The sequence below is a fragment of the Photobacterium carnosum genome, assembly GCF_002849605.1.
In the GTDB taxonomy this organism is placed as follows: domain Bacteria; phylum Pseudomonadota; class Gammaproteobacteria; order Enterobacterales; family Vibrionaceae; genus Photobacterium; species Photobacterium carnosum.
In genome coordinates, this window is sequence record NZ_NPIB01000015.1 from 19,532 (window position 1) to 39,494 (window position 19,963).

16 protein-coding genes and 1 riboswitch are annotated in these 19,963 nt (G+C 41.9%); of the genes, 3 read left to right on the top strand and 13 right to left on the bottom strand.

Annotated elements, in window-relative coordinates; genetic code table 11:
- The first annotated feature begins 25 nt into the window (after window positions 1–25).
- Window positions 26–511 carry a type 3 dihydrofolate reductase gene (folA, locus tag CIK00_RS12615; RefSeq protein ID WP_101769203.1) on the top strand — a complete coding sequence of 162 codons (486 nt, stop codon included), beginning with the start codon at window positions 26–28 and terminating at the stop codon, window positions 509–511.
- A 65-nt stretch (window positions 512–576) separates the two neighbouring features.
- On the opposite strand, the gene CIK00_RS12620 is transcribed toward folA, so the two are convergent.
- The 6 genes from CIK00_RS12620 to lptD all read right to left on the bottom strand — a co-directional run bounded on the left by CIK00_RS12620 (window position 577) and on the right by lptD (window position 7,539).
- Window positions 577–1,395: a symmetrical bis(5'-nucleosyl)-tetraphosphatase gene (locus CIK00_RS12620; RefSeq protein WP_101769204.1), complete on the bottom strand. Its 819-nt coding sequence runs from the start codon at window positions 1,393–1,395 to the stop codon at window positions 577–579.
- A gap of 50 nt (window positions 1,396–1,445) precedes the next feature.
- A complete protein-coding gene (apaG, locus tag CIK00_RS12625; RefSeq protein WP_101769205.1) occupies window positions 1,446–1,829 on the bottom strand; it encodes a Co2+/Mg2+ efflux protein ApaG in 384 nt (127 codons plus the stop codon).
- A 134-nt stretch (window positions 1,830–1,963) separates the two neighbouring features.
- Complete coding sequence (gene rsmA / locus CIK00_RS12630; protein WP_101769206.1) at window positions 1,964–2,785, bottom strand: 16S rRNA (adenine(1518)-N(6)/adenine(1519)-N(6))-dimethyltransferase RsmA; 822 nt, start codon at window positions 2,783–2,785, stop codon at window positions 1,964–1,966.
- Window positions 2,782–3,774 carry a 4-hydroxythreonine-4-phosphate dehydrogenase PdxA gene (gene pdxA / locus CIK00_RS12635; protein WP_101769269.1) on the bottom strand — a complete coding sequence of 331 codons (993 nt, stop codon included), beginning with the start codon at window positions 3,772–3,774 and terminating at the stop codon, window positions 2,782–2,784. The genes rsmA and pdxA overlap by 4 nt, the downstream gene beginning before the upstream one ends.
- Before the next feature lie 10 nt (window positions 3,775–3,784).
- The gene (surA, locus tag CIK00_RS12640) at window positions 3,785–5,092 is read right to left on the bottom strand and encodes a peptidylprolyl isomerase SurA (protein WP_101769207.1); all 1,308 of its coding nucleotides are present in this window, start codon (window positions 5,090–5,092) and stop codon (window positions 3,785–3,787) included.
- Between the two features lie 47 nt (window positions 5,093–5,139).
- Window positions 5,140–7,539: an LPS assembly protein LptD gene (gene lptD, locus CIK00_RS12645; protein WP_101769208.1), complete on the bottom strand. Its 2,400-nt coding sequence runs from the start codon at window positions 7,537–7,539 to the stop codon at window positions 5,140–5,142.
- Between the two features lie 170 nt (window positions 7,540–7,709).
- On the opposite strand from lptD, the gene djlA reads away from it, so the two are divergent.
- Window positions 7,710–8,555, top strand: a complete 846-nt coding sequence (gene djlA / locus CIK00_RS12650; RefSeq protein WP_101769209.1) for a co-chaperone DjlA — start codon at window positions 7,710–7,712, stop codon at window positions 8,553–8,555.
- A gap of 79 nt (window positions 8,556–8,634) precedes the next feature.
- Here djlA and CIK00_RS12655 read toward each other — a convergent pair whose 3' ends face one another.
- Together CIK00_RS12655 and rapA are read right to left on the bottom strand one after the other, a co-directional pair.
- A complete protein-coding gene (locus CIK00_RS12655; RefSeq protein WP_101769210.1) occupies window positions 8,635–9,588 on the bottom strand; it encodes a D-2-hydroxyacid dehydrogenase in 954 nt (317 codons plus the stop codon).
- A gap of 552 nt (window positions 9,589–10,140) precedes the next feature.
- Window positions 10,141–13,062 (bottom strand): RNA polymerase-associated protein RapA, encoded by a 2,922-nt coding sequence (gene rapA / locus CIK00_RS12665; RefSeq protein WP_101769211.1) that lies wholly within the window; start codon window positions 13,060–13,062, stop codon window positions 10,141–10,143.
- A gap of 341 nt (window positions 13,063–13,403) precedes the next feature.
- Here rapA and CIK00_RS12670 point away from each other — a divergent pair, with 341 nt between their 5' ends.
- Window positions 13,404–14,780: a PhoH family protein gene (locus tag CIK00_RS12670; protein WP_101769212.1), complete on the top strand. Its 1,377-nt coding sequence runs from the start codon at window positions 13,404–13,406 to the stop codon at window positions 14,778–14,780.
- A gap of 78 nt (window positions 14,781–14,858) precedes the next feature.
- On the opposite strand, the gene thiQ is transcribed toward CIK00_RS12670, so the two are convergent.
- From thiQ to leuD, 5 genes are all read right to left on the bottom strand, one after another.
- Window positions 14,859–15,581, bottom strand: a complete 723-nt coding sequence (thiQ, locus tag CIK00_RS12675; RefSeq protein WP_101769213.1) for a thiamine ABC transporter ATP-binding protein — start codon at window positions 15,579–15,581, stop codon at window positions 14,859–14,861.
- Complete coding sequence (gene thiP / locus CIK00_RS12680; RefSeq protein ID WP_101769214.1) at window positions 15,574–17,181, bottom strand: thiamine/thiamine pyrophosphate ABC transporter permease ThiP; 1,608 nt, start codon at window positions 17,179–17,181, stop codon at window positions 15,574–15,576. The genes thiQ and thiP overlap by 8 nt, the downstream gene beginning before the upstream one ends.
- A 12-nt stretch (window positions 17,182–17,193) precedes the next feature.
- On the bottom strand, window positions 17,194–18,156 hold the full coding sequence (gene thiB / locus CIK00_RS12685; protein ID WP_101769270.1) for a thiamine ABC transporter substrate binding subunit: 963 nt from the start codon (window positions 18,154–18,156) through the stop codon (window positions 17,194–17,196).
- A 144-nt stretch (window positions 18,157–18,300) separates the two neighbouring features.
- A riboswitch (TPP riboswitch) is annotated at window positions 18,301–18,417 on the bottom strand.
- A gap of 28 nt (window positions 18,418–18,445) precedes the next feature.
- Window positions 18,446–19,228, bottom strand: a complete 783-nt coding sequence (locus tag CIK00_RS12690; RefSeq protein WP_045036351.1) for a DUF547 domain-containing protein — start codon at window positions 19,226–19,228, stop codon at window positions 18,446–18,448.
- Between the two features lie 128 nt (window positions 19,229–19,356).
- Complete coding sequence (leuD, locus tag CIK00_RS12695) at window positions 19,357–19,959, bottom strand: 3-isopropylmalate dehydratase small subunit (RefSeq protein ID WP_101769215.1); 603 nt, start codon at window positions 19,957–19,959, stop codon at window positions 19,357–19,359.
- Window positions 19,960–19,963 lie beyond the last annotated feature (4 nt).

Genomic DNA, 19,963 nt, shown 5'->3' on the forward strand with positions numbered 1-19,963 from the left:
TGGCAACGTAAATGGAGATGCAAAAATGAAGATCAGTATGATCGCCGCAATGGCTCACAAACGGATCATTGGTAAAAACAATAGTATGCCATGGCATTTACCTGCTGATTTTGTATGGTTTAAACGTTGTACGCTAGGTAAACCAATAGTGATGGGGCGTAAAACCTTTGAATCGATTGGTCGGCCATTACCGGGGCGATTAAATATCGTGATCAGCCGTAATCTTAATTTTAGTGCCGATGGTGTCACTGTCGTTAGTGATATGACAGCTGCAAAATTAGCCGCTGGTGATGCACCTGAGCTAATGATCATTGGTGGCGGTAGTATTTATCAGGCGTGTTTACCTATAGCGGATAGATTATATTTAACCTTTATTGATGCCGATATTGATGGCGGTGATACGCAATTTCCTGAGTGGAATGATCATTGGCATCGCGTTGAAAGCCAGCATTATGATGCCGATGACAAAAATGCGTATGCGATGGAGTTTGTGATCTTAGAGCGATCATAGCTGAAATCGTTTTGTTGATACCATGAATGCCGACAAATGATTGTCGGCATTTTTATAATTACTGATCAGGCGTAGAGTGGACACTCTGTCACAAATCGTTGTCCATCTTCCCAGCGTAGCATGGTTAAGCTATTGCCCCATACGCAACCAGTGTCTAAACCAATACAGTGTTCATCCTGATGACCCATCAATGCTGCCCAATGGCCAAAGACAATGGTTTTTCCTAATGGTTGATCTCGTTTAACGTCAAACCAAGGGATTAGATTACCGACAGTGGGATCGTTGGGTTGTACTTTGCAGTGCATATCCAATCTGCCTTGAGGATCGCAAAATCGCATTCTCGTAAAGCTGTTGATCGTAAATCGTAGCCGTTCTAAGCGCGAAAGATCCTCTTGCCACCAATCAGGACCATCACCATACATGTTTTTTAGCAGCCACAAGTAATCATCAGACTGAAGTAATTGTTCAACTTCTTGAGCATATTGACGTGCTTGTTCAAGTGTCCATTGTGGTGTGATACCGGCATGCACCATCACCAGCGGATAGTGAGGATGCTCGGCTAGTAGTGGCTGGTGGCGTAACCAGTTAAGTAATTCTGGTCCGTCTTCTGCAGTGAAAATTTGATGAATATTATCACTTTTTTTAGCGCGTGCGGGTTGATGTGATACCGCTAATAAATGCAGATCATGATTGCCCAATATTACCGTGGCATGATCACCTAATGCTTTCACAAAGCGTAATGTTTCTAAAGATTCTGGTCCGCGCGCAACCAGATCGCCAGCAAGCCATAAATGATCATTAAGGGGATCGAAATTAGCTTGCGCCAGTAATTTTTTTAAATCGGGTAAACAGCCTTGAATATCACCGACAAGATAAGTCGCCATGGTGCTCCCATTATTAATACGTTAATTAATATGAAATTAATCGTATTAGGTTAATGAAGAATGTTCGGTATTGCTAGTCGAAATGGTGCAATCTCAACTTTAAATACATTACCCGTATCATCTTCCATAGTGTATTGACCCTGCATAACACCAACGGGCGTTTCGATGACGGTGCCACTGGTATAAGTGAACTCATCTGCAGCATTAATATGTGGTTGTTGACCGATAACGCCATCGCCTTCAATAACCATTTTTTTATTATTAGCATCAGTGATTAACCAATACCGCTTAAGTAAATGGGCGTTGCCTCGACCTAAATTTTTGATGGTGATGGTGTATGAAAAGACATAGCGTTGCAGTTCAGGTTGTGATTGTTCTGTAAGATAATGGCTTATAATGTGGCATTTAATCGTGGGGGGAGATGAGAGACTCACTGGCAATATCCTTTGCTGATGATTTATTCTCATTTTAGTATTGTTAGCTGATAAATAAAGAAAACCCTGCCTAACACGTGACATGTTACACAGGGTTCTGATGTTATGTGCGCAGTTGTTAATGCGCGATAACGTTATTGCTCTTCTTTTTGGAAATTAACGTCAAGCCAATTCGCCATAGCAACAAATTGTTCAACCGTAATGTTTTCAGGGCGATGACCAGGGTTAACGCCTAGCGCTTCAAGTTGCTCTGGAGTGAACAAGCCTTTGTAACAGTTACGAATTGTTTTACGACGCTGGTTGAAGCCTTCACGACACACACGATCTAACCATTTACGGTTAGTACATGGGAACGGTAATACTTCATATGGTGTTAAACGTACTACGGCAGAATCTACTTTTGGTGCTGGTACAAAAGATTCTGGCGGCACTTCAAGTACAGGCATCACTTTACAGTAATACTGTGCCATCACCGTTAGACGACCATAAGCCTTACTACCTGGACCTGCCGCTAGACGATTAACCACTTCTTTTTGAAGCATAAAGTGCATATCTAATACGTCTTTATGGAACTCAAAAATGTGGAACATCAACGGGGTTGAGATGTTATAAGGCAAGTTACCGAAGATACGCAGCTTGTTATTCGGTTGAATAAGTTGCGTAAAATCGAAGCGCATTGCATCGCCTTCATGGATCGTTAGTTTTGAGGCAAGATCGGGGTGGTTGCGTAAACGCTCTGCCAAATCTCGGTCAAGTTCGATAACAGTAAAGTTATCAACTAACTTGCCAACATATTCAGTGATTGCACCAAGGCCGGGGCCAATTTCTACCAAGTTTTGGCCTGGTAAAGGGTTAATCGCTGACACAATGCCATCAATAATGTATGGGTCTTTTAAAAAGTTTTGGCCAAAGCGCTTACGCGCGCGGTGACCTAAGTGGACTTGATCGCTGCTCATGCTTGTTTTTCTACCAATTCGAGGGCGTGGGATAGCGCTGTCCGAAGGCTACCTATGTCTGCTTGCCCAGTACCTGCGAGTTCCAGTGCGGTACCATGATCTACTGAAGTTCTGATAAAGGGAAGTCCCAACGTAATGTTGACAGATTTACCGAAGCCTTTGTATTTTAGCACCGGTAACCCTTGATCGTGATACATGGCTAATACCGCATCGGCATTAGCTAAATATTTTTCTTGAAAGATGGTATCAGCCGGTAACGGCCCGATAAGATCCATACCTTCTTGTTGACGTAGTTGCTCTAATGTTGGAGTAATGGTGTTAATTTCTTCCATTCCCAAACAGCCATCTTCACCTGCATGAGGATTGAGCCCACAAACATAAATTTTTGGGAATTCAATGCCAAATTTAGTGACTAAGTCGGCGTGCAAGATACGAATAACTTGTTTGAGCCGAGGTTCTGTAATGGCCTTTGCGACACAGTTTAAAGGAATATGGGTTGTTACTAAAGCAACGCGTAAACCTTCAGTTGCGAGCATCATAACAACTTGCGCTGTATTTGATTGCTGCGCAAAAAACTCAGTGTGACCACTAAAAGAAACCCCAGCGCGGTTGATTATCCCTTTATGAACGGGGCCGGTAACAACCGCTGCGAATTCACCATTCATACAGCCTAAGGCTGCACGCTCTAGTGTCGCTAATACATAGAGACCATTTTGCTCGTTAAGTTGCCCGGAGACAACCTTAACAGCACTATCAACCTGAACCACTGTCATGGTGCCTGCTTGATGTGGCTGAGTGGTTAGCTCGGGTTGATAAGGTAAAATGGTTAAAGGTAAACCTAATTGAGCCGCACGTTCTACCATAACCTGAGCATCAGCACAAATGACAAGTTGGTGCGGCCAGTGTTGTTGGCACAAGGCAATGACTAAATCAGGGCCAATTCCGGCCGGTTCACCAGGGGTGATGACAATCCGTTGTATGTTAGTCATATGCTTGTTATTAGCCATTATTTACCTTATTCATTTGTTCGATATATGCACCCGCACGTAGGTCTTGTAACCAGGTTTGTGCTTCTTCATTAAACTTACGATTAAATAGGATTTGAGCCGCACGATTTTTTAATGCCGCTTCAGTACGATCGACATTACGACGACCTTCTACTTCAACAATGTGCCAGCCAAACTGTGATTTAAACGGTTGGCTAATTTTATCTATCGGTAATGTTTCTACTTCTTTTTCAAAAGCTGGTGCATAGATTGACGGTACTTGCCAGCCTAATTGGCCACCATTCACCGCAGAACCAGGATCTGCGCTGTATTGTTTTGCTGCTGCTGCAAATGATTCTTTGCCGCTAATGATTTTTTGACGAATCGTTTCTAGTTCACGTTTTGCAGCCGCGTCACTGAGAATAACCGAGGTTTTAATTAAAATATGGCGTGCTTTTACTTCAACTACAGAAACTGTTGGCATGCCTTTAACGTTATTAATTTTTAAAATATGGTAACCAACACCACTACGGAAAGGACCGATGACACTGTCTTTGCTACTGGTTTTAATTTGGTCAGCAAAAATCGTTGGCATTTCTTCTTTGCTCATCCAGCCCCATTCGCCACCTTTCAGTGCTTTAGGGCCTTTTGAATAACGGTAAGCCAATTCAGCAAAATTAGCGCCTTTTTTTAGCTCGGCATAAATTTTATCCGCTTCTTGTTTGGCTTTTTCGCGGGTGGCTTTATCTGCATCGTCATCAACGGCAATTTGAATCTGACTGATGTTATATTGCACATTTTGTTGGGTTTGTTTTGCTAATTGCGCTGCTAGGTTGTCTACTTCCTGAGGAAGAATATTCACTCGCTTACGAACAATAATAGTGCGTGCTTCAGAGGCTAGCATATCGTTACGTAATTGTTCACGGAACATAGGGTAGCTAATACCCGCACTGGCTAAATCTTGACGCAATTGCGCTACGGTCATTTTACGTTGTTTAGCAACATCAGCAACTGCTTGATCTAGTTGGCTTTCATCAATTCGTAAACCCAGTTGTTTCGCTTGTTGGATCTGCAAATTCTCCATAATCAATTTATCCATCACTTGCTGACGTAAAATATTGTTAGGAGGCAGTTGTTGGCCTGCTGCTTCAGCATTAAGATGAACGGTTTTCAGCATTGCATTAACGTCACTTTGTAAAATAACGCCATCATTAACTGTGGTTACAATTTGATTTAATTCTTGCAGTTGGGGAGCCGCAACTGCTGTTGCAGTCATACCCATTAGCATTACGCTTAGCGCCGAATACTTCCACTTTTTCATTTATAGTCCGTCATGTTGAGTGGCGATATGTATTATCGCCACGATCATTAATTTTTAAGTGTGAATGGGTCTGCATAACCCAGAATATTGCCGCCATCATCTGAAGCTTGACCAATTGGTCGCGCACCTTGAAGTCCAAGGAGACTAAACGAGAAACTAACATTGCTGTCGTATTCGGTAAAATCCTGGTTCAATGGATCTTTTGCATAGCGATTATAGCTTAAACCTATCATCCAACATGCAGAGCGGTAAACTAAACCTACACGGCTCTCTAGCATTTTATTGACATTCATATCTTGGAAATAATCCGCGGTAATATCAATGTTGTCGTTAATAGGGAAACCTGCAGATAAGCCTAATTGTGAAATACCGTCACGTTTACCATTAACTTCAACATTAGGATTCTCAACATATTTAGTTAAGTAACTACTTGATACATAGCGATAACTTGGCTGAACAAAAACTCGTCCATTACGGTATTCAACCGCAGTACTGCCTTGCTGAACCTCATTTTCACTTGAGTCATATTGCATTGAACTTTTGAAGAACAAATTATCGTCAAGGTTAAATTCAGTTTCTAGTGCCGTTGCAGAATAACTTTTTGCTTCAGTGCCATCAGCGATGGGTTTATCAATATAGAAAATTTGACCCAATGAAAGGGTAAAACGTTCCTTAAAGTTTGCATCATAGTAACGCGTTGTGGCACCGACCGTAAATTGGTTCGCTGGTGCGATGTAATCATGACCACTATATGTTCTATCACTAAACAGGCCATAATAGTCTTGTTGTAAACGGGTTGAGTCGTAGCCACCACCGTTATAATTAACCGGGTTATAGATGCCACTTTGGTCAACATTTTTAACGTATAAATATTGTAACTGTGGCTCTAAGCTTTGGGTGTAATGTTCGCCCATAATTGAGGTGTCACGCTCAAAATACAAGCTACTGTTGACTCTAAACTCAGGCACCGTACGATTAGCTGTTTTATCGAGAGTACTTAATTTTGAATTTTCATTAACATCAAATTGTTGGTTGTAATGGGCATACCTTAATTTAGCTTGGGTGGTGACAGACCACCAAGGCGTTGCATATGGCAAAGTTAATGTTGGATCAAAGGTAACCCGATCAGCCGTTGGTTTAGATCTATCATCGGTATCAAATTTACTGATACTCATCGGTAAACTAAAATCTAAACCATAAGGAAGATCAGATTTATAGTAGGTGCTCGATAGTTGGGGCATTAAACGGTATTGCGTGCCTTGACCACTTTCAGTTAGTGGTTGGAAGTCACGCACCATTAAGTTGGTGTCCCAATTATCATTACGATAAGCCAACGATGCTGTTTGTAGCAGGTTATTATCTTCACGTTGACCAATTATAGAGTCAACGTCATCAAAATATTTAGCATCACTGACTTTGCTGTAATCAATGTTCAGTAACCAGTTTTCATCGATAATACCGCTGTGTGTCCATTGGAAACCCCAGCGTTTATCATAGTCTTGATGTTTTTTATCGTGGCCTAAATATTCACCGATCACTTTACCTTGACCGAAATCAGATAGGTAACGAAATTCAGAGGTTAACTGTAATCCTCTGTGGTTCATATACTTGGGGGTGAACGTTAAATCGTAATTGGGTGCTATGTTCCAGTAAAAAGGTGTTTCTAGCTCCATACCGTTTTTCGAACCGTAGCTAATTGACGGATATAGAAAACCAGTAAGACGTTGATCAGTAACTGGAACACGTAACCACGGTAGATAAAAAACAGGTACATCAAGCACTTCAAAACGGGCGTTATACAGATCGGCAAATGGTGAGTCACCATCACGTTCTAGGCTGCCAGCGGCAAAACGCCAACTTTTATCCTTACTTGGACAGGTTGTATATGTGCCGTCTTTCATCTTATAAAATTGAGTGCCATCAACATTACGACGTTCAATTAATTTAGCGTCACCACGGCCAGCCTGACAGGTCATTTGATAGACCGCATCATTCATTTGGGCATCTTTAGTATCAAGGTCGCTGGTTAAGCTTTTGGCATCAATATCCATGCTACCATCTTGATAGAAAACATTGCCGTTAGCGGTCACAATGTTGGTAGGTTGTTGCAAGGTCGCTTTATCAGCAACAATCGTTCGCGTACCTTGTTTTACGATCACATCACCTGAATATACAGCTGCTGTATTTTGTTGTGCTTCAACACGGTCAGCACTGATATGGATGGGTTCATTATTGGTGTCTTGTTTGCGATCTTTTTCCGGGATGCAGACACCACGTACCATCGCAATTGGATTTTTGTTACCATTAATTGCATTATTAGCTGGATCAGCAATATTTTTTGGGGTGTGAGTATCACCGTTTGTAGGGGTAATATCAGCAGCCATTGCAGGGCCATATAGGGCTAAGCTAATCATGGTGGCTAGTAAACTGTGAGAGGTAAGTGACATCTAATTCAACATTCCTGTATCAATTTGGTGCAAGGCGAATTGTTGCGCTTTTTACAAGCATTCCCGACAAATGACAGCTATCATAATGCAAATTTAACGCGACGGCATCTTTTCAGCGCATGCTGTTGGGTAAACAGTGAAAAAATTAACGAACTACCAGAGAGTATAGAATGCAGAGAACAGGTATATGGGGAAAAATTTTCGGTGCTCTACTGGGATTATTGTTTGGCCCTAAATATATAGGTTTTTTAATTGGCTTATTTATTGGTCATCAATTTGATAAAGCGTATGCCCGCAAAAGGAATGGTGGTTTTAGCGGTTTTGGTGGTAAAAATGCCACTAATGCTGAGCGTCAAGCTGAGTTCTTTAATGCTTGTTTTGCTACCATGGGACACATGGCGAAGGCCAAAGGTCGCGTAACTGAAAATGAAATTCGTGTTGCCAGTACGATCATGGATCGAATGGGGCTACAAGGTGAATCTCGTCGCCAAGCACAAAATGCATTCCGTGAAGGAAAAGAAGATAACTTCCCTCTAGAAGAAACCCTTAACCGCGTTCGTAGTCGTGCTGGACGTGCTGATTTATTACAGTTTTTCTTAGAGCTTCAAATTCAAGCGGCGTTCGCTGACGGTGAATTACATCCTAGAGAGCGTGAGTTATTGCATGTAATTGCACGTTATCTTGGTTTCTCTGAAGCCCAATTAGAGCAACGTTTACAAATGCAAGAAGCCGCATTCCGTTTTCAACAAGGCGGTTATCATCAGCAGCAAGGCGGTAGTTTTAAAGCGCCACCCACTCGTGACCAATTAGCCGATGCGTTTAACGTGTTAGGTGTTAATGATGAAGCATCAGCACAAGAAGTGAAACGTGCTTACCGTAAACAAATGAATGAACACCATCCGGATAAATTGGCAGCAAAAGGTTTACCACCAGAAATGATGGAAATCGCTAAGCAAAAAACCCAAGAGCTACAAGCTGCTTATGATTTGATCCGTAAAGAAAAAGGCTTTAAATAGTCAACTAACGGAAACAATGATTGAACTGTAATAAAAAAAGCGAGCGTAATGCTCGCTTTTTTGTGGCTGAAAATTGAGATTAAAGCTGATTTTTATGGGTGCCTTGATGGAAGCTATTAATATTATCAATCAATTGATTCACTAATGTTTGAATGGCTGAGTCTGATCCCCACGCCACATGGGGCGTTAAAATTAGGTTTGGCAACTGACAATGAGCGATTAATGGGTTTGACGGCAATGCAGGCTCAGTTGTAAATACATCGATACCCGCACCCGCTATTTGGCATGAGAGTAGCGCATCCACTAAGGCTTGTTCGTTAATCAGACCGCCACGGCTGGTATTAATAATAATTGCGCTTGATTTCATCAGTGCTAATTGTGGCGCTGCAATCATATTCTTAGTGGTTGGCGTCAGTGGGCAATGAAGACTAATGATGTCAGCTTCCCGCAGCACTTGCTCAAATGGATGGTAGCCATCACGGCATTGGGTTGCCCCTGCATGTTCGGCAAATAGAACGTTCATTCCGAGGGCTTTAGCAACCGTTGCAACGGCTTGACCTAAACTGCCTTTACCCATGATCCCTAAGGTTGATCCTGCGACATCAGTAATGGAATGCGTGAAAAAACAAAATTGTTGCTGACGTTGCCATTCACCGTTAGTGATGTCTTGTTGATAGCCAGCAAGATTGCGTTTGAGGGCAAAGATCATCGCGATAACATGTTCTGGTACCGAGCGAGTGGCATAGCCTTGAATATTGGCGACTTTGATATTGTGATTGCGACAATAGTCGAGATCAACATTGTTGGTGCCTGTTGCGGCAATAGCGATAAATTTAAGTTGTGGTAACTTGGCCAGAACCTGACTATTGAGGACAACTTTATTGGTGATTGCAATGGTCGCGAGTTGTAGGCGCTCAATCACTTGTGATGGTGTAGTTGTAGCGTGTTGATGCCATTGGTGACAAAAAGTTGGGCGAGGAATACTAATGTGTGCAGGTATGGTTCCATGATCAAGAAAAACGATGGTTTCCATGGGTCATCTCAATAAACAATGAATACAAGCTTTACGCTAACATTCATTGTTATAGATGCCTACGACCTATGGGTAAATTGTTTGCGTTGGCGCTTGTGGGTAAAACTCACACGGTGCAAAACGATGTATTGGCTTATCAGTTTTAGGGCGAGTAAAGGTTAGCTCTGCTGCGTGTAATAACAGTCGCGGTGATGTCGTAATTGATTCAGCATTGGCATAGAAGTTATCACCTGAAATGGGGTGTCCTAACGCAAATACACTGTCATGGTGCTCAGGTTGACGACCGGGATTAGATAATAAACCTGAAGGTTTGTTGACTGCGATAATATCGTTAGAGAGTATCTAACTAAGGATCGGCTGGTGGATTATAGTTCAATACTGGCAATGGTTTAATGATGCGCTCATCGGTGAGAGTGAAAAATTTGGTCAGCAGACTAATATGAATATATTAAAAGTGGTATGTCTATAATGTTATAGCCATAAAAAAGCCGCCGATTAAATGTAGTAAACATATAATTGGCGGCTGAATTTTTATGATGAGAACGTTAGTAATTAGTTATGGCTAACAACAATTAAACGTAATGAATCAAGTTGAATTTGCGCTTTGGCGATGTAATCGGTCAAATCTGAAATTTGGGATTCAATTAACTCTAACTCGTCATCACGAATGTTAGGGTTGACGGCTTTTAATGCCAGTAAACGTTGATGTTCAGCTTGTAATGTGGCTTCCATCTCGGATTGTGCTTGGCTACGAACGGTGACTAATTCTTTGTCAATTTCGCGTTCAGCATGGGCAATTAAAGTATGGATCTCTTTTTGAACTGAGTTAACCAATTTGCTGCTCAAATGGCGGTTAATTGGGCTTAACTGACGGTTAAAACTTTCAAACTCAACATTGGCAGAAAGGTTATTACCTTTACTATCAAGTAGAATACGAATCGGTGTTTTCGGTAAGAAACGTCCAATACCTGATTGTTTTGGTGCTTGTGCATCAACCACGTAAATCAGTTCTAATAACAATGTACCGACAGGCAGCGCTTTGTTTTTCAGTAATGAAACCGCAGTCGTACCAACACCTTCACTTAATAATAATTCGATACCACCTTGAATCATTGGGTGTTCCCAGCTGATAAAGTGCAAATCTTCGCGTGACAGTGCAGTGTTACGATCAAAAGTAATGGTGCAACCGTCATAAGGTAAGCCCGGGTAGCTTGCAACCATCATATGTTCTGATGGTGTTACTACAATTGCATTTTCACCTTTATCGTCTTGGTTAAGACCGATAGTATCAAACAAGCCTAGTGCGAAAGAGATTAAGTTGGTATCGCCATCTTTACTGCTGATCTGCTCCACTAACTGTTGAGCAGCTTCGCCGCCGTTAGAGTGGATTTCCAGTAATCGGTCGCGACCTTGCTCAAGTTTGCCTTTCAGTTCGTTATGTAGCGCAGCGCTTTGAGTGATCACCGCTTCTAGTGCGTCACTGTCTTGCTTCTCACTGGCAAGTAGCGTGATTAATTCTTCACATACTGCTTCATAAACCGGACGGCCTGTTGGGCAGGTTTCTTCAAAGGCATTTAAGCCTTCGTTAAACCAACGTGCCAATAAAGCTTGTGAGGTACCTTCAAGATGCGGTACGTGGATTTCGATTTCACGTTGCTGACCGATACGATCTAAACGACCAATACGTTGTTCTAGCAAGTCAGGGTTGCTCGGTAAATCGAACATCACTAATTGGTTAGCAAATTGGAAGTTACGACCTTCTGAACCAATCTCTGAACAGATTAATACTTGAGCGCCACTTTCTTCCTGAGCAAAATATGCTGCCGCTTTATCACGTTCAATGATTGACATCCCTTCATGGAATACGGTGGCACGAATACCTTCACGCTCACGCAGGGCTTGTTCTAGTGTTAATGCAGTTTGAGCACGAGAACAGATCACCAATACTTTCTCATTACGATTGGCTTTTAGCATATCTAACAGCCAGTTAATGCGAGGATCAAAGTTCCACCATGTGGCTGATTCACCCTCAAAGTCTTGATAGATATCTTCAGGATAAAGCAGTTTAATTGCTTTTTCGTTAATGCTTAGTTTGCCTGACATCATGCCAGCAACACGCATTGCAGTGCTGTATTGATTTGGCATCGGCAATGGGTACATATTAAGGTGACGTTTAGGGAAACCTTTGATCGCTGAACGGGTGTTACGGAATAACACGCGGCCAGTACCATGACGATCCATTAAGTTACGGATCAATTCGTGACGTGCTTCAAGTGCTTCTGCGTCGTCGGCTGTAACTGCATTTTCAATCGCAGTGATCATTGGTTCAACATTCTGACCTGCAAGCAATTCGATTAGGGTTTGCTTAGCATCGCTATCAAGTTTTTTACCTGCAAGTAATTGAGATACAGCATCGGCAATGGGTTCGTATAGACGCTCTTCTTCAACAAAGGCTTCATAATCGTAAAAGCGATCAGGGTCTAATAAGCGTAGGCGAGCAAAGTGGCTTTCACGGCCTAATTGTTCAGGCGTTGCAGTTAGCAGTAATACGCCAGGGGTTTTTTCAGCAATCGCTTCAACGACTTGGTATTGACGGCTTGGACGCTCTTCACTCCACTCAAGGTGATGCGCTTCATCAACAATGAGTAGATCCCAATCTGCATCTAATGCTTGTTCAAAGCGACGACGGCTTTTACGCAGAAAATTAAGTGAACATAATACAAATTGTGCAGTATCAAATGGATTAGCAGCATCCGCCAAAGATTCAACGCAACGCTCTTCATCAAAAATAGAAAAGTGAAGGTTAAAGCGACGCATCATTTCTACAAGCCATTGGTGCTGTAGGGTTTCAGGGACTAAAATTAGAATACGTTCAGCACGGCCAGATAGTACCTGCTGGTGGATGATCATGCCCGCTTCAATGGTTTTACCTAAACCTACTTCATCAGCTAAAAGCACTCGTGGTGCATAACGGCGACCGACTTCATGAGCAATGTAAAGCTGGTGTGGAATTAAGCCTGCACGCATGCCACATAAGCCACGTAATGGACTTTTTAGTTGTTCGTATTGATTTTTTAGCGCGCGGTAACGTAATGCAAATCGATCCATACGATCGATTTGACCTGCAAATAATTTATCTTGCGGTTTATTAAAGCGGATTTGATGGCTTAAAAATATTTCACGTAACGCGACATCGCTTTCTTCGGTATCTATACGGGTACCGATATAAGTGATAATTCCTTTATCCTCTTCGATCGCTTCAACTTTTAACGACCAGCCTTCGTGGCTTTCAATCACATCACCAACATTGAACATTACACGGGTAACTGGTGCATCATGTCGAGCGTATAAACGGTTTTCATCTGATGCTGGAAACATCAAGCTAACAGTACGTGGCTCAATAGCGACGACTGTGCCCAAACCTAAATCACTTTCTGTATCACTGATCCAACGTTGACCCAAAGCAAATGGCATAGTGCTAAAAACCTTCTAATTATTTGATATAAAGGAAAATGTTATAATTCGCGTTGTCAGTTTATCGTCTATTTTAAAACTAAATGCATAGATGAATAATATGACATACGCATAATTCAAAATGGGGGAGTCATGTTACTGCATGATGTGATTAAGGTCACGGTGAAAGTGTGTAAAAGAAGCGTGAGTATTAATGTCATTTTAGTTTAATCAATAGATGCTTTAATTGTTATGAACGCTGATCGTTATAAATACGGTAATTAACACAAACGTTAATTTTGACGTAAGCTAAAAGAGTGATAGCCAAGTTTATTGTTGTTCGCCCTACCAAGGAGGTGCTTATGGACAATGCCGAACGGAAACTGTTTGTACTTGATACAAATATTCTGCTTCATGAACCTCTCGCTATCTTTTCTTTTCAGGAGCATGACGTCGTGATCCCGATGACGGTACTGGAAGAATTAGATCGTATTAAAGACAGTAAGCGTGATGTTTCACGTGATGCGCGGGTTGCTATTCGCGCCCTTGAAAATATCTTTCACGATGCGACCCCTGAACAAATTTCAGCGGGTATTCCTTTTAATGATCAGATTCCACATAACGGCACGATCGCTATTTTTGCTGATTATGAAGTCAAACAAACGGTACATGCCTTTAGTGATAAAGCAGGTGATAACCGTATTCTTAATAGTGTTCTTTTCCTTCAGCAAAAATATGCCCCTAGAAGCGTAGTATTAGTCACCAAAGATATCAATATGCGCTTACGAGCCAAAGGGGCTGGGGTGTTGAATGTTGATGATTACCGTTCCGATCAATTGATTGATGATGTTGCTTTACTCAGCAAAGGTTTTCACCGTTATAACGGTAATTTCTGGGACAATGTCGCTGAGTGTCATTCTGAAAATCGTGGTCGTGCAACCTTACATACGTTACCGAAAGAGTTATTTGATAACCCATATCTTAATCAATATCTATTGGATGACAGTGAGGATTTTGCTGCACGAATTAAAGCCATGGATGGTGAAGACGTCACCATTAAAGACATTAGTTATGACCGCTTAATGCATCGTCAAGCATGGGGTATACAGCCTAAAAATATTTATCAAGGTATGGCGTTGGATGCAATGCTTGATCCTAGCATTGATTTGGTGATTTTAACGGGGCCTGCGGGTTGTGGTAAAACCATTTTAGCGATGGCGGCAGCGTTAGAACAGGTGATTGAAAAAGGGATGTATGACAAGATCATTGTTACGCGTAATACCCCTGAAATCGCAGAATCTATTGGTTTTCTACCCGGCACTGAAGAAGAAAAAATGTTGCCGTGGTTGGCGGCAGTAACCGATACCATGGAAGCGTTACATAAACATGATGTGTGTACTGATGGTTCAATGAAATACATTTTTGACAAAGCCAATATTCAATTTAAATCAATTAACTTTATGCGCGGTCGTTCAATTCAAAATGCATTTGTATTGCTCGATGAGTGTCAGAACCTAACCGCATCACAGATTAAAACCATTATTACCCGTTGTGGTGAGGGAACTAAGTTGGTGTGCTCGGGTAACTTGGCGCAAATTGATTCCAATTATCTATCACCAGTAACATCAGGATTAACTTACATTGTTGAACGGTTTAAACACTTTGAGGGTAGCGCCAATATTTATATTAATGGTGTGGTGCGAAGTCGTTTAGCAGAATTTGCGGAAGAAAATCTTTAAGTTCACCGTTGTTGTTTTAATAATATAAGCCGAGCTCTAAGGATAAAATATTGAGATCGGCTTTGTTTATGGTCGTTATTACGTTAAGCCTAAGTAATGACGTAAGTCTGGTTGTTGGGGGTGGTTTAATAGTGCATTAGTCTCCCCAAATGCTTTCACTTCTCCGTTATCAATAAAAATGCATTTATTGGCGATTTTTTTAGCATCATCAGGGCTATGAGTGATCATTAATACGGTAATGGCTTGCTGCTGAGCCAGTTGCTGTACCAGTTGTAGCATGTCGTTACGCAATGCAGGATCAAGCGCCGAAAACGGTTCATCAAGCAGTAATAAAGGCCGTTGTCGAATTAAACAGCGCGCTAATGCCACCCGTTGCCGCTGCCCGCCTGATAGTTGCTCGGGCAGGCGGGGTAAATACGTCGTTAACCCCACTTTTTCCGCTGCATCATGTACCTGTTGGCGTTGCTGTGGACTCAATTTAAGACGAGGATCAACGCCAAGAGCGATATTTTCATAGACCGTTAAATGCGGAAATAAATTATGCTCTTGAAACAGCATTGATAAGGGGCGTTGAGCAGGATCAAGCGTAATAATTGATTGCTGGTGGATACGAATATCACCACTATCAGGCTGTAAAAATCCCGCAATAAGCGCCAATAAGGTACTTTTCCCCGCACCACTTGGACCGATTAACGCCGCAATATCACCTTGTTGAAGGGTAAAGTTAAAGCTTAACGGCATAGGGTGTTCATGCTGGTGTTGAGGTTGATAGGTATAACATAATTGGTTTATATCAAGCATGGTGTTTGCCTTTGGTTCGCCGAGGCTGGAAGCAATATTCAATCGCGCTGAATAAACCTAAGCTGAGTAATAACAATAATAATGCAGCCACAGCAGCACCATCCATGCGATAGCTACCCATTAATTGGAATAAATACAGCGGTAATGTTTGAAAATCTTGACTACCGAACAAAGCAATTGCACCGAGATCACCCAGCGATAATACCAAGCTGATAGCCAATGACTGTGCGATAGGCTTACGCAGTGCTCGCCATTCTACAAGCCGTAATCGAGACCAACCACGCATGCCTAAACTATGACATAACATATTGTATTGTTGAGCAATATGCAGCATTGGTTGGCTAAGGGTTTTGATCACATAAGGCAATGCCATTAATGCATTAACCCCCACAACAACCCAAAAAGCAGCGCCATAGGCATCGGTGTATTGACGCAGTAATAAGAAAATACCCGTACTTAATACTAGCCCTGGAGTAACTAAAATAATGGTGCCAATAATTTCGATACTATCGGCACTAAAACGTTGTTTATTCAAGCGTAATTGTCGACTCGCGAGTAAGATCATCACCCCAAAAACAAACGCTAAGCTACATGCCATGACCGCAATTTCAAGTGAATTAGCGACTGCATGCCACAGTGCAGGTTGTTGTAATAACTGCGGTAATTGACGGTTTAATCCAGCAACAAAAACTGCAATAATTGGCGGGATCACCAGTAATATTGCAGCCACGATCCAACTCCAATCCCACCATTTTGCACGCCAATTATCTTGATAATTAACCACATTTTTATCCACAGAGGCACTAAAGGTTGCTAATGGTTTGGCAAAGCGATGGCTCAGTAACACTAATCCGCCACAAAGTAACATCTGCCATAGCGCTAAAATCGCACCAGTTGCAAGATCGAAGTCGTAGCGAATTGCTTGGTAAATCGCAAGTTCAATGGTGGTTGATTTAGGGCCGCCACCCAGTGACATGATCACCGCAAAACTGGTAAAGCACAGCATGAAAATAAGCCCCGCTACATGGGGTAATTGTTGGCGTAGTCGAGGCCAAGCGACAAGTTTAAATTTATGCCAACCAGTAATGCCTAAATGGGCGGCTAATTGGTGCTGTTCATGAGGGATTGATTCTAAACTTTGGAGTAAAAATCGCACGGCTAATGGTAAGTTGAGAAACACATGCGCCAGCAAAATGCCGCTTAAACCATAAATATTGAGTCGGGGTAATCCGAGCCAGCTTAATCCATGACTAATGATGCCGCTTTTACCGTAGATCGCTAATAAGCCAAACACCGCCACTAATACAGGCATCACTAGCGTCATAGCAAACAAACGTAATAACAGTTGTTTACCTATAAAATTGCGTCGTGATAGTGCGTAAGCAATCGCAATTGCAGGCACAATACTGAGTAAAGTAGACAGCAAGGCTTGGTAAAAACTAAATCGCGTCACATGACGTAGATAAGGATCATGCCATAAGCTACTCAGTTGCCATTGTCCAGCATGAAGTATAAGGCTGGTGATCGCAGCGATCACCAGTAATAAAATAAGCCCGACACTTAATAGTCCGGGCAATAATTGAGTTACACGTTTATTCACAGCGGTATGCCATTATTGGGTCAGCGCTTGCTGCCATTCTCGAATCCATGCTTTACGCTTGTGAGCCACTTCATCAGCACTAAATTCTAATGCTTTATCTGGCACCGTTAATTGATTAAATGCGGCGGGCAGTGGTTGTTTGGTGACAGGATACATCCAGTTGTGGGTCGCAATTTGAGATTGAAACCCATCACTGACAATGAACTGCATAAACTGATCAGCCAGTTTAGGATGCGGGCTGTTTTTCATTTTGGCTGCGACTTCAACTTGCATGTAATGGCCTTCTTTAAAGTTAGCCGCTTTATACTGGTTTTTGTGCTCTTCCATAATGTGATAAGCCGGCGAGGTGGTGTATGACAACACCATATCGGCTTCACCATCAAGGAACATGCTGTAAGCTTCTGACCAGCCCTTTGTTACTGTTACTGTGTGTTTAGCAAGTTGTTGCCATGCGGCAGTCGCTTTATCACCGTACACTGATTTTATCCATAACATCAGCCCTTGACCTGGGGTTGAGGTGCGCGGATCTTGGTAGATCACACTGATATTTTGGTCGTTAACCAGTGCTTTTAAACTGGTTGGCGGGTGGGGTAATTTGGTGCTGTCATAAACAAACGCAAAGTAGCCGTAATCGTAAGGAATAAAGGTATCGTCGTGCCAGCCTTTTGGAAGGGTGAGTTTACTAAGATCAACATGTTGCTTGGCTAATAACCCGGTTTGTTTGGCTTCGGTCATGAGGTTGTTATCAAGCCCTAACAGAATATCAGCTTTACTGCTGTTACCTTCTAAACGGACTCTATTTAAAATAGAAACGCCATCTTCTAACGAAACAAAGTTAACCTTGCAACCATCACATTGGGCTTCAAAGGCTTTTTTGATGATCGGCCCAGGTCCCCACTCTGATGAAAACGAGCTGTAGGTATAAACATTAAGGGTGTTATCGGCGGCAAAAACGTTACTTGAGAGTAACGACATTGATATTAACGGTAAAAGTGTATAACGGATTTTCACTATGCGCTCCTGATGTCAGCATCCTGCAAACAAAATAAAGAGAGAGAGCGGCACAGGCTTGAGAGGTTTTAGTATCATGCTGTAATAGCAGATTGGCAGTGGTGAAATACCAGTGCGTTTCTCAATTCCTACGCCAGCATTACCTGGTTCAGGTTCAATGGGTTCTGCTATATCAATCAAGATAATAACAACAATCTCAGCCTAATGGCTCCCCAATGAGAACGCGAGTATTGTACCCGTAACTAGCGTTAAGTTATAGCTTCTGATTTAACAACCAGTTGTAATCAAATTTGATGTTATCGCCATTGATTTTTTTATGCAGTCGATAATGATTTATATGCTGTAATAAAGCCTGTCTATTACCAAAATCAACGCTATACCAGTCATAAATTGATGATAAGGTCGTTTGCTTTGAGTTGGTATGTACCCCTTTATTACTATTAATAAAACGGCTGGCGGCAGTATTCAGTTGCTGCTCAAGTTGATGGCTGTCAAAGACTTGAGGTAGTAAGTCAGGGCACCCTAAGCTGGCACAATTGACCGCATAATGAATACGAGGATCGCGCCAGATCGGACGTAATATACGATGTTCTATGTCATTTAAACTTAGGGTTTTCTTCATGATAGTAACAATGGGTTGATCCCATGGACCAAAACTGAAAAAACCACCGAGTTTAGTAATTGAGGTGAGTGGATAATTATCAAGGATCAATTGAACGGTAAGGGCATTATAAAGATTAACCCAATAAGCAAACTGAACATTACGATTATATTGGCGCGGATCAAGCTGGCTTAGTTGATAAATGTAAGTATGTAATTTTTGTTTATCGGCAGGAGTCACTGCGCTGTAACGAAATAGGGTTTGGTGTGGTTCTACAACCAGATATTTATTTAATAACTGTTGCCATTGCTGATGATCAATATCCTGTTGATTGGTGGTAACTTGATCTTGCCAATAAGGCAGTAGATTGGCCTTTGGTGCTGCGAAAATATTCAGTGACCAGAAAATGAGTAACAAGCTCAACATTATGCGCATAAATAACCTGTTTATAAAGATAAGAGAAAGATCAAGACCGTTATGGTGCTGGGTTTATTGCAGTGTAAAGAGTGAGGCTATAAATCAACGCCCGTTTACTCACAGGCGTTTTTTATTGAACAGATGACCTAAGAAAGATAAGTGGGAATATTCGCCTCATACTCAGTAATTTTAGTTTGGTGTTGTAGGGTTAAGCCGATGTTGTCTAATCCGTTTAACAAGCAATGACGACGAAATTCGTCAATTTCAAATGGATATTGTTTGTTATTGGCATTTACTGTCATCGCTTTTAGATCAACGGTGATCTCAGCGCCGACGGTTGTTTCTACAAATTCAAATAATTCATCAACCTGTTGATCGGTAAGACGAACAGGGATCATTTGGTTATTGATCGAATTGCCATAAAAAATATCAGCAAAACTGGGGGCGATCATCACTTTAATGCCGTAATCAGCAAGGGCCCACGGAGCATGTTCACGTGATGATCCACAGCCGAAGTTTTCTCGTGCCAGTAAAATGGTTGCACCTTGGTAGCGAGGGGCATTCATTATAAAATCGGGATTAGGTTGTTGGCCGCCATCATCTAAAAAGCGCCAGTCATGAAATAAATGTTGTCCAAATCCAGTACGGGTTACTTTTTGAAGAAACTGTTTTGGAATAATGGCATCGGTATCAATATTGGCGGTATTTAACGGTACTATCAATCCTGTATGCTGAGTAAAGCCTGTCATAGTT